Source organism: Marinagarivorans sp. (assembly GCF_982758155.1).
In genome coordinates this window covers 1-13,274 of record NZ_CEXWTU010000136.1, presented here as the reverse complement: position 1 = coordinate 13,274, position 13,274 = coordinate 1, and the positions used below count along the sequence as shown (strand labels likewise).

The 13,274-nt window shown below is 46.3% G+C and carries 11 protein-coding genes; 6 read left to right on the top strand and 5 right to left on the bottom strand.

Annotated features, from left to right (window positions below):
• Positions 1-135 precede the first annotated feature (135 nt).
• Positions 136-1,434: an adenosylmethionine--8-amino-7-oxononanoate transaminase gene (bioA, locus tag AC3A8L_RS13950; RefSeq protein ID WP_487962879.1), complete on the bottom strand. Its 1,299-nt coding sequence runs from the start codon at positions 1,432-1,434 to the stop codon at positions 136-138.
• A gap of 76 nt (positions 1,435-1,510) precedes the next feature.
• Positions 1,511-2,278 carry a PilZ domain-containing protein gene (locus AC3A8L_RS13945; protein ID WP_487962878.1) on the bottom strand — a complete coding sequence of 256 codons (768 nt, stop codon included), beginning with the start codon at positions 2,276-2,278 and terminating at the stop codon, positions 1,511-1,513.
• Positions 2,279-2,451: 173 nt separating this feature from the next.
• On the opposite strand from AC3A8L_RS13945, the gene ttcA reads away from it, so the two are divergent.
• Positions 2,452-3,330 carry a tRNA 2-thiocytidine(32) synthetase TtcA gene (gene ttcA, locus AC3A8L_RS13940; RefSeq protein WP_487962877.1) on the top strand — a complete coding sequence of 293 codons (879 nt, stop codon included), beginning with the start codon at positions 2,452-2,454 and terminating at the stop codon, positions 3,328-3,330.
• A 76-nt stretch (positions 3,331-3,406) separates the two neighbouring features.
• Here the strand turns inward: ttcA and AC3A8L_RS13935 are convergent, their stop codons facing one another.
• Positions 3,407-4,132 (bottom strand): UDP-2,3-diacylglucosamine diphosphatase, encoded by a 726-nt coding sequence (locus AC3A8L_RS13935; RefSeq protein WP_487962876.1) that lies wholly within the window; start codon positions 4,130-4,132, stop codon positions 3,407-3,409.
• A gap of 2 nt (positions 4,133-4,134) precedes the next feature.
• The gene (locus AC3A8L_RS13930; protein WP_487962875.1) at positions 4,135-4,626 is read right to left on the bottom strand and encodes a peptidylprolyl isomerase; all 492 of its coding nucleotides are present in this window, start codon (positions 4,624-4,626) and stop codon (positions 4,135-4,137) included.
• Positions 4,627-4,783: 157 nt separating this feature from the next.
• Between AC3A8L_RS13930 and AC3A8L_RS13925 the strand changes: the two genes are divergently transcribed.
• The 5 genes from AC3A8L_RS13925 (at position 4,784) to AC3A8L_RS13905 (ending at position 11,511) form a co-directional block, all read left to right on the top strand.
• The gene (locus AC3A8L_RS13925; RefSeq protein ID WP_487962874.1) at positions 4,784-6,442 is read left to right on the top strand and encodes a glutamine--tRNA ligase/YqeY domain fusion protein; all 1,659 of its coding nucleotides are present in this window, start codon (positions 4,784-4,786) and stop codon (positions 6,440-6,442) included.
• 35 nt (positions 6,443-6,477) lie between these two features.
• Positions 6,478-7,851 carry a cysteine--tRNA ligase gene (gene cysS / locus AC3A8L_RS13920; RefSeq protein WP_487962873.1) on the top strand — a complete coding sequence of 458 codons (1,374 nt, stop codon included), beginning with the start codon at positions 6,478-6,480 and terminating at the stop codon, positions 7,849-7,851.
• A gap of 103 nt (positions 7,852-7,954) precedes the next feature.
• A complete protein-coding gene (locus AC3A8L_RS13915; RefSeq protein ID WP_487962872.1) occupies positions 7,955-8,815 on the top strand; it encodes an ion transporter in 861 nt (286 codons plus the stop codon).
• Complete coding sequence (locus AC3A8L_RS13910) at positions 8,808-9,461, top strand: DNA-J related domain-containing protein (protein WP_487962871.1); 654 nt, start codon at positions 8,808-8,810, stop codon at positions 9,459-9,461. Before AC3A8L_RS13915 ends, AC3A8L_RS13910 begins: the two co-directional genes overlap by 8 nt.
• Before the next feature lie 148 nt (positions 9,462-9,609).
• Positions 9,610-11,511: an Ig-like domain-containing protein gene (locus AC3A8L_RS13905; protein ID WP_487962870.1), complete on the top strand. Its 1,902-nt coding sequence runs from the start codon at positions 9,610-9,612 to the stop codon at positions 11,509-11,511.
• Between the two features lie 131 nt (positions 11,512-11,642).
• On the opposite strand, the gene hldE is transcribed toward AC3A8L_RS13905, so the two are convergent.
• Positions 11,643-13,085, bottom strand: a complete 1,443-nt coding sequence (hldE, locus tag AC3A8L_RS13900; protein ID WP_487962869.1) for a bifunctional D-glycero-beta-D-manno-heptose-7-phosphate kinase/D-glycero-beta-D-manno-heptose 1-phosphate adenylyltransferase HldE — start codon at positions 13,083-13,085, stop codon at positions 11,643-11,645.
• Between the last annotated feature and the right edge of the window lie 189 nt (positions 13,086-13,274).

Here is a 13,274-nt window from a genome sequence, read left to right as displayed (position 1 = left end):
AGTTTGTCCAATTAGACGAGGGCTCCTGCTTTCTCAGCAAGGCGCTCGAAGGGGCACATGCCGGGGCATGTAACGCTTTGGGTAACGAAGGTAAGGAGGTCGAGATCAAGCATTAGTGGATGAAATATTGTTTCCTCATCCCTTAAGTGTTTTTGAGTGGTACCTGCAAATATTCTTCATCGCGGTACAGAGGTGATTCAGCTCGAACGATGAAATTGAGTAGGGTGGCATTGTATAAAGTAATCGTCCGAAGGGACGCAGCCAAATGCCTTGGCTAACGATGTAGGGCTGAATGCTCGCCATGTCGACAGCTTCTTCCAGTTCAATTACGCCAATAGCCCCTAAGACACGGACGTTTTTAACGCCCTCAATGTTGATTGCTTCTTGTAGGCCTTGCCTTAGCGCTGTTTCTATTGTTTCAACTTGCTCTTGCCATTTGTTTTCTTGTAGAAGTGCAATGCTTGCATTTGCGACCGCGCAAGCCAGTGGGTTGCCCATAAATGTTGGGCCATGCATTAGTGCTCCGGCTTCGCTTTGACTGATTGTGTTTGCAATATCCTCGCTGCAGAGTGTGGCTGCAAGTGTCATGTAGCCGCCAGTTAGGGCTTTCCCTAGACATAAAATATCTGGAGAAATACCCGCATGTTCGCAGGCGAACAATTTTCCGGTTCTACCAAAGCCCGTTGCGATTTCGTCAGCAATTAACAAAACATCATACTGTTGGCAAAGTTTGTGAACTTCAGTCAAAAAATTGGCTGAATAAATGTGCATTCCGCCCGCGCCTTGAACGATGGGTTCAATAATAACGGCGGCTGTTTCGTGAGCATATCGCTGCAGTTTGTACTTTAATGCGGAGGTGTCTTCGGGTAGGCAGTCCTGGCCGAATGTGGGGGTAGGGGCGGGGCAGAAGTGTGTATTTTCTGCGCAGCCGGCAAATAGTTTATGCATACCATTGTTTGGGTCGCAAACGCTCATGGCGCCAAAGGTGTCGCCATGATAGGCATTGGCAAAGGCAATCATCTTTTGTTTGTTGGGTAGTTGTTTGGCGATCCAATATTGCTTTGCCATTTTTAGTGCGACTTCGACACTGACGGAGCCTGAGTCTGCTAAGAAAACACGGTCTAGGTCTTTTGGTGTTAATGCGATGAGCTTCTGTGCAAGCGTGACCGCGGGTTCGTGTGTAAGGCCGCCGAACATGACGTGTGCCATATCATCCAGTTGTTGAGTGATAGCTTTGTTCAGGGCGGGGTGGTTGTAGCCATGAATGGTGCTCCACCAAGATGACATGCCGTCGATAAGCTCTCTTCCGTCGGCGAGTTTCAGTAGGCATCCACTGGCAGATTTTACCGCAAATAACGGATTCTTATGGCTTGTGCCGCTATAAGGGTGCCAAAGTGTTTTTCGGTCTAGCGTGAGTATTTCTTCGGGAGACATAAGTAAGGTAGGGGTAAGCCAAAAGACGAGAGAGTAGCAGTCTCATTGGCTTGGGCGCAATGTGTAAGGGGTTTGCTTAAGCTATTTCCGCTAATTTTTCGGTTAAGGCGGCCAGAATGTGTTGTTGGCTTGGCGTTAAGCTTTTAAAGCGGGCTCTTACTTTTGTGTGGAGGTAGGGTTTTTTGATGACTTGGAGGGATAAGATTTCCAATTCAGCCGTAAGCTTGTCGTCATTGTTGAGTTCAATACTTGTTGGGATGGTAGTTTTTCGACTTTGATTAGCGAGGTAAAAGGCGTCGCTTTGCTGTAGGTTACCTCTGGCGTTAAAGCAAATTCCACCCAGACTAATATTGTCTAGGTTTCCGTAAATGGGGGGTTCCATGGGCGGGCTGCAGCTGACTTCAGTGCTCTTATCGCTAAAGCTGAAGCGTGTTTCGAGTCTCCTATCTTTGCAGAAGCGCATTGCTTCAACGTGCAGCTTGAAATAAGGGCCGTCACCGGCTTGCGCGCGCTCAATGATTTTGCCTTCAATTTGCCAGTGCTGATAAGTGCCTGGGTATTTCAGTGTCGCATAAATGCGTTTAGGGAGTGAAAGGTGGTCGCTTGGTAGTGCTGGAAATGGCATGTCAATAAAGCAGGTTTGTGTTTTTTGGTCAGTTTTCAAAACTAAGGATTGGTAGCCTTGCCCTAAGCAGGCAGGGGTTGAGTAAAGGATAAGCGGCAATCTTTTGTGCTTTGCATCGGCAAGAAGTCGCCACTGCTGCGGGCTAACTTTTGCGGTGTTTTGAAGGATTTCGTTGCTGTTTGTGCTAGGAAACCATTGAAGTAGGGATGCAAAGCTCATGGCGTAAACCTCGTTAAAATATTGACTAAATACCTATGTATATCGGGGTTTTAGCAACAATCGAGCCTACCACGATTGTTTTTTTGATTGTGATCGTCGATTGGGCCTGGTTCTATGGATTGCGGTTGTGGTCAATAGTCGTACAATGGCGACTTTTGTGTGGAGTTATTAGGTTGTCGACTGTTCAATCACCTGAAAATAAGACTCGTTATGGGTTTAACAAGCTACAAAAGCGCCTTCGGCGGTTAACTGGCTCAGCGATCATTGATTACAATATGATCGAAGAGGGCGATCGAGTGATGGCCTGTTTGTCTGGCGGTAAAGATTCATACGCAATGCTGGATATGTTGCTAGCGCTGAAAAAGGTCGCACCCATCAATTTCGATGTTGTGGCGGTTAACATGGATCAAAAGCAGCCCGGATTTCCTGAGCATATATTGCCGGCTTATCTCGATAAACTCGGGATTGAATACCATATCATCGAGAAAGATACCTATAGTGTGGTGAAGTCTGTTATACCCGAAGGGAAGACCACTTGTGGCCTGTGCTCACGCTTAAGGCGTGGAACTTTGTATGGCTTTGCTGAGCGGATTGGCGCCACTAAAATTGCATTAGGCCACCATAAAGACGATATCGTAGAAACGCTGTTTTTAAATTTATTTCATGGGGGGCGGTTGAAGGCGATGCCTCCTAAATTACGTGCTGATGATGGCCGGAATATAGTGATTCGCCCGCTAGCTTATTGTCGGGAGTCGGATATTCAGCAGTATGCGGATGAGCGAGGCTTTCCTATTATCCCTTGCAGCCTTTGCGGCTCGCAGGAAAACTTGCAAAGGCAGAATGTAAAAGCCATGTTGCAAGGGTGGGATGAGGATTTCCCTGGGCGGGTGGAAACGATATTTACAGCACTGCAGCAAATTTCGCCTTCGCAGTTGGCGGACAAAACCATATTTGATTTTGTGAATTTGAATATCGATCGTTCTGAGCCTCTTGTTGAAGATCCTCGTCACAATGAGGACGTCAAAATACATGCGGTTAACGTAGCCAGCTAGGTGTAGACGTAAAAAACGGGGCTTGCGCCCCGTTTCGGTAAGGCGCCCAATGCTGCGGCGCTTTTTCTTTGCTTAGCTAAGAAATGTCGAGCTCTTTAAGTTCTAGTGTTTCCTCATCTGCGCGCAGATAGCGTGCATTTGAGTGCCAGTCACCCAGTACCCAGCGACTATGGTTTTTCCCTTTCTCATCAAATTGATGATGTGCAGGGCGATGAGTGTGACCGTGGATTAATACTTTTACGCGGTATTCATCCATTATAGTGACTACTTCATCAGGTGTGACATCCATGATGTCTTCCGCTTTCATGGCGTTCATTGACTTGCTCTTACTGCGCAAATCGGCCGCCATGGCGCGACGTTGGTTGATGGGTAGGGCCAGCACTTGTTGTTGCCATACAGGGTTGCGAACCATTTTTCGGAACTGTTGGTATTCCACGTCTGCGGTGCAGAGAGTATCGCCATGCATAAGCAATACGCGTTTGCCGTAAAGCTCAACAACGGTTTCGTCTTCAAGCAAGGTAAATCCACAGGCGTTAGCCAAAGCTTCACCAATCATAAAGTCTCGGTTGCCACGAATAAAAAAGACCTTAACTCCACGCTTACTTTGTGCGATTAGCAGATTTTTGATATGGGTGGCGAAGTCGCAATGGTCGTCATCGCCGACCCAAGCATCAAAAAAATCGCCTAAAATATACAGGGCGGTAGCATCGCTGGCTTGGTTGGCTAGAAAACCTTCAAGCGCCGCAGTGATTTCGGGGCGCTCGGGGCTGAGATGTAAATCAGAAATAAAATAAGTAGCCATGATTACGCGACGGTAACTCTTTCAATAAGAACTGCTTCTACAGGCACATCTTGATGAGGCCCAGCACTTCCTGTTTTTACGGTTTTTAGCTTTTCAATGATATCCATTCCTTTAGCGACTTTACCGAATACGGCATAGCCCCAGCCTTGCGATGTTTTGCTTGAGTGGTTAAGGAAGTCGTTGTCGGCTACGTTGACGAAAAATTGCGCAGTTGCACTGTGCGGGTCCGCGGTGCGGGCCATTGCAATGGTGCCTGTGTCGTTTTTCAAGCCGTTGTCAGCTTCGTTTTCAATGGTGTCGCGCGTCTCTTTTTGCGACATGTCTTCATTGAATCCGCCGCCTTGAATCATAAAGTTATTAATGATTCGGTGGAAGATTGTGCCATCGTAAAAGCCGTCTTCGGCATATTGCTTGAAGTTAGCCGCTGATTTTGGTGCTTTTTCAAAGTCGAGCTCAAGCTCAATATCACCGTAGTTGGTGTGCAGTGTAATCATCTCTTGCTCCTGTCCGAGAGAATGCTATAGATCCAGAGTGTGGCATCGCTAGATAACCATTTAGCTGGCTTACGTCAAAAGGGTCGCTATAATACGCGTTTTGCTTGCAAACCGGAACCTTGCGGGCTGTTTATTACCGTATTTATACAGGCTAGATATGACTGATACCGTTAAACCTATGAATTTTCTCCAGCAACTCGTTAAAGCCGACCTCGATACTGGCAAGCATGCCAAGGTTGTAACGCGCTTTCCACCGGAGCCTAATGGTTATTTACACATAGGTCATGCTAAAGCAATTTGTTTGAATTTTGGCCTCGCCGAAGAATTTGGTGGCGAGTGCAACTTACGCTTTGATGACACCAATCCCGCAAAAGAAGAGCAGCAATATATCGATGCTATAAAAGAGGATGTCTCTTGGTTGGGCTTCTCATGGGCCGGTGACGTGCGCTATGCCTCCAGCTATTTCGATACATTATATGAGTGGGCTGTTCATCTAATACAGGCGGGGCATGCTTATGTGTGTGATCTTTCTCCCGATGAGGCTCGTGAGTATCGTGGCACATTAAAGCAGCCGGGTAAAAATTCCCCTTATCGTGAGCGCGCTATAGAAGAAAGCTTGGCCTTATTTGAAAAAATGAAAGCGGGCGACTTTGATGAAGGTGCTTGCGTGCTGCGTGCAAAAATTGATATGTCCAATGGCAATATCAATATGCGTGACCCGATTTTGTACCGTATTCGTAAACAGTCGCATCATCAAACCGGCGACAAGTGGTGTATTTATCCAAATTACGATTTTGCTCATGGTCAAGAAGATGCCATTGAGGGCGTTACGCATTCTATCTGTACGCTGGAGTTTGCCGATCATCGGCCGTTGTATGAGTGGTTACTTGAGCATTTACCTGTACCTAACCGGCCCAAACAATACGAGTTTGGCCGCCTTAACCTCAATTATACGGTCACCAGCAAGCGTAAGTTAAAGCAGTTGGTTGACGAGGGTCGCGTAGATGGCTGGGATGATCCGCGCATGCCCACTATTGCAGGCTATCGTCGTCGTGGCTATACGCCGGGATCATTGCGCAAGTTTTGTGAAATGATTGGTGTGAGTAAAGGTGATGGCGTTGTTGATGTGGCTATGCTTGAACATGCTATTCGCGATGACCTTGATAAAAATGCGCCGCGCGCTATGTGCGTGCTTAAACCTTTGAAGGTGATTTTAACCAATTACCCCGAAGATAAAACTGAGTTATTAAATGCCCCAGGCCATCCGCAGCGAGATGACTTGCCTGCGCGTGTACTGCCGTTTGGCCGTGAACTATTTATTGATGAAGAAGATTTCAGAGAAGAAGCCAATAAAAAATATAAGCGTTTAGTGATTGGTAAACGTGTGCGTTTGCGCAGTGCTTATATTATTGAAGCGGACAAGGCCATTAAAAACGAAGCTGGCGAAATAGTGGCGGTAGAAGCACGTTTTATTGAAAATACTGTGGGCAACGACCCTGAAGATGGCATAAAAGCGAAGGGTGTTATTCAGTGGGTGGCCGCCCATGACCACGCGGTATTTGAAGTGCGTGTTTATGACCGGTTGTTTAATGATCCGGCACCAGATTCGGGTGATAAAAACTTTTTAGATTCGATCAATCCGGAAAGTTTAACGGTTTTACCGCATTGCGTTGGTGAAAAAGGATTGCTTGAAGCCACTTCTGAAGCCGCTTATCAGTTTGAGCGTGAAGGTTATTTTTGCCGCGATAGTCATGCTGAAACGTTAGTGTTTAACCGGACTATTAGTTTGCGCGATAGCTGGAATGGCGGCAATTAACGCTTGCCTGCATTAATAACGAATTGAGATCTATTATGAGTTTAGTTGTTTACAACACCCAAAAAAGAAGTAAAGAACCCTTTGCCCCTGTAGATGCCAATGATGTCCGCATGTATGTCTGCGGCCCGACTGTGTACAATTTGGTGCATATTGGTAACGCGCGCCCGGTCGTTGTGTTTGATACTTTATTTCGTGTATTGCAAAGCCTTTATCCTAAAGTGAGATACGCCCGAAACATTACTGATATTGACGATAAAATAATGAAAACGGCTAATGATAGTGGTGAAACTATCGAAGCGCTTTCCGGGCGTTTCGCTCGGGAGTTCGAAGCCGACATGGCCGCGCTAAATAACTTACAGCCTACAATTGTTCCCTATGCCACGCACCATTTCACCGACATGGTGGCAATGGTCGCCGGGCTTGTTGAAAAAGGCCATGCTTATGAGGCGCAAGGGCATGTTTTATTTGATGTTAAATCGATGCCCGACTACGGCAAACTTAGCGGCCAAAGTATTGATGCCATGCTTGATGGTGCGCGTGTTGAAGTCGCTAGTTATAAAAAATATGCGGGTGACTTTGTATTGTGGAAGCCTTCTGCTGATGTCGAGCCGGGCTGGGATAGTCCGTGGGGAAGAGGGCGTCCGGGATGGCATTTAGAGTGCTCAGCCATGATTGAAAAACACTTGGGTAATACGATTGATGTCCATGGTGGTGGCCGCGATTTAATTTTTCCGCATCATGAAAATGAATTGGCGCAGAGCGAATGTGCTCATGGCGGCGAGCAGTATGTTAAATACTGGATGCATAATGGTTACGTCAATATTGACGGCGAGAAAATGTCTAAAAGCTTAGGCAATTTCAAGACTGTTAGAGATTTACTCGGCTCCTATAAAGGTGAGGTGATTCGATTCGCGTTGTTGTCCGCACAATATCGTAGCGAATTAGATTTTTCCGTGAGTCTTTTGGATCAATCCGCTGCCAGTCTTGATGGTATTTACGGTGCGCTTCGCAAGATTGATGGCGTAGAAGAATCGGCCGTAACGTTGGTTGAAAGTGCTGCTTATGAAGCCCTTTTAGATGATATTAATACGCCGCAGGCGATCAGTGAATTACATCAGTTGGCTAAGCGTATTAATAAGGCGCAAGCGGATGAACTGCCGGCACTTAAGGGTGAACTTCTGGCTGTTGCCAATTTAATGGGTATTCTGCAGCAAGATCCTGAGGAGTGGTTTAAATCTACGGCTAAATCCGGGGTTGATGCGCAGGAAATAGATGCTTTAGTGGAAGAAAGGTTAGCGGCCAGAGCGGCTAAAAACTGGGCTAGGTCGGACGAAATTCGAGACACCTTGTTAGCTCAAGGGGTTGTACTTGAAGATTCAAAAGCGGGTACCGTATGGCGTCTGGAATAATGCTGTAATGCTTGCAGCGAGTGCAGTGCAGTAATTCAACGAAAACCGCGCTAAGTTGCTTAACGCGGTTTTTCATTATTGACCTTTTTGTTTGCGGATTGTTATGTCAAGCATGTCACCAATGTTGGAGCCTGAAGGCTCTGAAAGTACTAATCTATTTTTTCGGATTCGTCATAATAAAGTTTTCGAATGGTTTGTCATTGCTATTATTGTGTTTTCGGCTTTGGTTATCGGTGTAAAAACCTACCCGATACCGCCTTTTGTTAATCAACTTGTGATTGTTTTGGATTGGTTGATAACCATTATTTTTCTGGTTGAAATTATCATTCGTTTCTTGGCAGAGCCTAGAAAGCGTAATTTCTTTAAAAGCGGGTGGAATATTTTTGATGCAGTGATTGTTACTGTTAGCTTAATTCCTATCGATAACAGTGAATTAGCCATCGTAGGGCGGTTGATTCGTATTTTTCGCGTACTTAGGATGATATCCATCATTCCTGAATTGCGTCTTTTATTGAACTCTTTAGTTAAGGCTTTGCCGCAGCTAAGTTACGTGATGTTGCTGATGTTTATTATTTTCTACATCTATGCGGCGGTGGGTAGTACTTTTTTTGCGAGGATAAATCCAAATCTTTGGGGGGATATTGCGATTAGCATGTTGACACTTTTCCGTGTAATGACCTTTGAGGACTGGACCGATGTGATGTATGAAACGCAAGTGGAGTATCCGTTTAGTTGGATTTTCTATTTGTCGTTTATATTTTTCACGGCCTTTGCTTTTTTGAATATGATTATTGGTATTGTCGTTAATGTTCTTGAGGAGGAGCGGCAAAAACAAAAAGATGAAACAGTCGAGGATTTACATCATGAAGAACTGGATCAGTTGCAAATAATTCGTACGGAATTGGCCGAATTAAAAGCCTTAATTAAATCGCAGTCGCCAAATAGTGGGCCGTCTCGTGAATAAGCAAAGTGGCGTAAATTGCGACCCAGCATTAAAAGGTTGGTTAGCTCATGTGTGTTTTGAGGCGATTGAAGAGTGTCTTTTTGACTATGTTAATAATCTTTTGGTGGCAGAAGATGCATCGTTGGATGAGTATTCATTAATTCAATATTTGGAGGCGCAGGTGTTTTTTGAAGCATTAAAAGATGCCCCTGCCACGTTGGGGTTGTTTGCAAAACATTTTGTCGTGCGGCGATCGTTTTATCGTTTAAGAGAGCGTTTTTTTTTGTTGGGGTGGGGGATTCGCTTTGAACTTATGCATCTTCATTTTTATGCCGTGGAGGCTGTTACCACTAAGCAGGTCATGCTCGCGAGCGATGAATTAATCGCAGAATTCTATGATGATATTCAAACGCTGTCACAGGCCACATCTGAGAGTGTGAGTCGGTTGCTTGCGGATTTTTGGGTGCGATTCGAAGCTTATCAGCGCGCGGATACGGCCTACGGTGTATTGGGCGTGCCTGTTGATGCTACTTGGCTTGAAATTCAGAAAGCCTATCGACTGTTGGCAGCAAAGCATCATCCCGATAAGGGCGGTGACACCGATACCTTTGTGGCCGTTAAGGCGGCTTACGATCGCTTGAAAATTTTGCAGACCACTTACAAATAAAGCCTGCTTGTTCTTATTGCCGCTTAGAATGAGGGCTGTTTAACAGTGTGGTGAAATGGTCTGTCTATCCTGCCTGTTCGCTATTGCGCGTCGTTACTGGCTGGCGATAATGTCTCACACTACATTAATACCCTTAAAGGTTTTATTTATGCTGACTCAGACTTGCGTGCGTGCTTTGGTTCCGGCTCTTTTTTTATCTTTGTCTGCCTGCGTTGGCACTGAATCTTCATCTAGCTTGTCGGGTACTGCGTTATCCTCGTCGCCGGAGGCTGTAAGCAGTTTTTCGGCTACCAGTTCGTCCGCTGTTATTAGTGTTGCTCCTAGTAATGTAGCTCCGCTTGTGAGTTTTGAGTTCCCGGTACAGGGCTACACTTTCGATCAGGGGCGGGGGCAGGTAGCTGTGCTAGCGAGTGCTTCGGATGCTGACGAGAATCTTGAATCGGTTGCCTTGTATATTGACAATCTCCTGGTTTCGTCGCTTACCGAGGCTCCGTTTCGATGGCCTGCAGCGGTGTTGAATAGCTTAGATGCAGGTAGCCATGTTGTTCGATTGGTTGCTGCCGATGCTCTGGGTGCTTTGAGCAGTGCGGACAATACCATTGTCGTAAACGCTGCCGCTAATATTAACCCTACGCTGTCATTTATCTATCCTGTTAAAGGTGACGTTCTTCCGTATCTTAGCTCGTTGGATGTGACGGTGGCGGCTGATGATAGTGATGGTCGCGTTGAAAGCGTCTTGCTATTACTCAACAATCAGCCGGTTGCTCAGCTTACCTCCGGGCCTTATGTCTGGCCTTCTAGCGTATTACCGCAATTACAGAATATGGCGGATGGTAATTACGTTTTAAGAGCTCTCGCGACAGATAATCGAGGTGGCACGGCGGTTCAAGAAATTGCTTTTGAAGTGTTGGAGGAAAATGATTTTCCTGTGGTCTCCTTTATGGCACCAGCTAATGATTTACACCTGCCTGTGGGGTCGTCGCTTGATGTGTTGGCCAATGCGATTGATGCAGATGGGACCATTGAAAAGGTAAGCTTGGAGATTGATGGCGACTTAGTAGGGGCGGACAGCAACCCTCCCTTTGAGTGGCGCGCGGCGGGTAATCCATTGCTGCGAGACTTGCAGGCTGGTGAGCATAGGCTTGAGCTAATTGCCTTGGATAATAAGGGCGGGCAAACAAAGGTGGTTAATGTTGTGCGTATTTCAAATAGCGCATCACCAGCAGCGGGGGACCCAAATTGGGGGGCGATTGAATATCAAAAGCTTTGCATCACTTGCCATGGCTCTTTTGGCGAGAGCGGTGATGGCGGCTCTAGCCTTATTCCCGTAAAAGACAGTTATAGCCATAATGGGCAAAGTTACTCTTTGTATAAATTAATAGATGAATTAATGCCTAAAGACTATGTGACGGGCTGCGTTGATCAGTGTGCGCGTAATGTGGCAGCTTATGTGAAGGGGCCGCTCTATGACAAGCATTCAGATTATTCAGTGCTGGTTGGTGATGCCGCTACGGGAAAGGTGGAGTATCAATTACATTGTGCGACCTGCCACGGCGATAGAGGTGTCGGCGGTACAGAGGATGAGCCACTATTTCCGCTCAAGCTCGAGGGTGGTGAATACATGCTGATGACTTATTACGCGTATTCTCGTGTGAACTTATTTGCGATGATTGATTTGGGTATGCCGTTAGGTCCTAAGGGGTACCCCGATGGTTATGCTGAGCAATGTTCTGGGCAGTGTACTGCTGATGTGATTGCCTATTTAAAAGAGCTTGAGCGGACGTTAACCGAGAGTGAAAAGAAAGTAGTGCAACTTGCAGCGGGTAAATACCAGTATATTAATTTTTGTTCGGGCTGCCACGGCAGTGATGGTTCGCGAAGTCGGTTAATTCCTTTGTCCACACAGCAGCGCAACAATGTGGGGCTTGATGAAGGCGATACACTGTATGTTTACAATCGAGACCGCATGCCTCCGCGTCCGCCAGAGGCTTGTGAGGGACAGTGCGCCAAGGATGTTACCGTTTATATTCGTGAGGTCTTGGATCGCTAACGTCCTGCGCAACCCATAAAAAAGGCCAGAGGAAATCTGGCCTTTTTTATGGGTTGGCGATAATTGTTTATCCCGTCAGGCGAAGTTCAAATAAAATAGGGTTTCTTCGTCACTTGTGCCTGCTGTTTTAATTATGAGGGCTCGCCTTTTCGGATTTTTTCTATTGTTTTTGTTGTTGAGCAACCATCTACAAATTCAATGATTTTCACTTCGCCGCCGCGAGCCAGTGTTTCTTTTGCGCCTACGATAGTCTCAAGGGTGTAATCGCCCCCTTTAACGAGTACGTCGGGTTGTAGTGTGTTAATTAAATCGATGGGAGTATCACCATCGTCACCGAAAGCAATTACCCAGTCTACCGCTTTTAATGCTGTTAATAAGGTTGCGCGATGTGCAAGTTCATTAATGGGGCGTGACGGGCCCTTTAATCGACTAATACTGTTATCGCTGTTTAAGCCTACGACTAATCTATGGCCGAGGGATTTTGCTTTTTCTAAATAACTAATGTGGCCAGCGTGTAAAATATCGAAGCAGCCATTGGTGAAAACGATTTTTTCGCCGGCACGTCTGGCGAGCGCTATATGCCGAAAAACTTGTTCTGCTGGGCATTGATAGTGCGTGCCTTGGGTTAATAGTTGTTCGTTAATCGCTGCGGCTAATTCTTCGGGTGATACAACTTCGGCGCCAAGTTTCGCAACAACAATCCCGGCTGCTAAATTGGCGACTTCTGCGGCATCGCTATCACTTTGCTTCAAAGCTTTCATCACGGCCATGGTCGCAATGACGGTATCGCCAGCACCGGTAACATCGCTCACCTCTCTGACTTTGGCAGGGAAGTCGACTTTTTCTGTGGCGCTGATAACAGACATACCTTGCTCGCTGCGCGTTAAAAGCATACTGCTGATGTTAGCTTCTTTTAGTAAGTTTCTAGCGCTTTCGACAATGCTGTTCTCGTCCGCAATTTGGCCGCCGGCGAGTACAAACTCACCAAGATTGGGAGTGATCAAGTCGGCACCGGCGTAGGCTTTTAGATCGGACTGCTTGGGGTCCACCAATACGATTTTTCCTGCACTTTTAGCCCGTTTAATAAGGTCGCTTATTTGATTTAGTGAGCCTTTGTTGTAATCAGAAAAAATGACTAAATCGTATAGCGGCAAGAGTTTCTCAAGGAGTTGAGGTAATTCTTGGGTGTCTTCTAGGGTAAAAGGGGTTTCAAAGTCTAAGCGTACGACCTGTTGTTTACGGCTAATAACGCGGAGTTTGGTAATTGTGGGCTTATTGCTTTTAATCAGGTGAGCGTTTATACCCTCGTCTGAAAGTTGGCTTTGGATGCGAGCGCCGTTTTCATCGTCCCCCACAACACCTAGCAATCCAACCTGTGCGTCAAGGTGGCGGATATTGCGCGCTACATTTGCAGCGCCGCCGAGCTTGTCTTCTTGCTTGTTGATTTTGACAACAGGAACCGGTGCTTCCGGCGATATACGCTGCGAATCGCCGACCAGATAGCGATCGAGCATGATGTCGCCCACGACAAGAATTTTGGCTTGGTCAAATTGATTGAAAACGGCGATATCCATAGGGTGTCCGACTGAAAAAAAATTTAAAGGCTGAAAATGATTTAGGCGCGAGGTAATAATTTAGTAACTATTTGGCCATGCACAAATAGGCCGGCAAACTGATCATTTTCTGGGCCGCTCAAGCCATCCTTGGACGCTATGCAAGCGTTCCTGACGCTTGAATGCCCAGAAAATAATCAATTCGCCTTT

What these genes read in the sequence shown, in the direction of transcription:
- bioA (WP_487962879.1), bottom strand. Translation starts at nt 1,434, where the DNA reads ATGTCTCCCGAAGAAATACTCACGCTAGACCGAAAAACACTTTGGCAC.
- AC3A8L_RS13945 (WP_487962878.1), bottom strand. Translation starts at nt 2,278, where the DNA reads ATGAGCTTTGCATCCCTACTTCAATGGTTTCCTAGCACAAACAGCAAC.
- AC3A8L_RS13935 (WP_487962876.1), bottom strand. Translation starts at nt 4,132, where the DNA reads ATGGCTACTTATTTTATTTCTGATTTACATCTCAGCCCCGAGCGCCCC.
- AC3A8L_RS13930 (WP_487962875.1), bottom strand. Translation starts at nt 4,626, where the DNA reads ATGATTACACTGCACACCAACTACGGTGATATTGAGCTTGAGCTCGAC.
- AC3A8L_RS13925 (WP_487962874.1), top strand. Translation starts at nt 4,784, where the DNA reads ATGACTGATACCGTTAAACCTATGAATTTTCTCCAGCAACTCGTTAAA.
- cysS (WP_487962873.1), top strand. Translation starts at nt 6,478, where the DNA reads ATGAGTTTAGTTGTTTACAACACCCAAAAAAGAAGTAAAGAACCCTTT.
- AC3A8L_RS13915 (WP_487962872.1), top strand. Translation starts at nt 7,955, where the DNA reads ATGTCAAGCATGTCACCAATGTTGGAGCCTGAAGGCTCTGAAAGTACT.
- AC3A8L_RS13905 (WP_487962870.1), top strand. Translation starts at nt 9,610, where the DNA reads ATGCTGACTCAGACTTGCGTGCGTGCTTTGGTTCCGGCTCTTTTTTTA.
- hldE (WP_487962869.1), bottom strand. Translation starts at nt 13,085, where the DNA reads ATGGATATCGCCGTTTTCAATCAATTTGACCAAGCCAAAATTCTTGTC.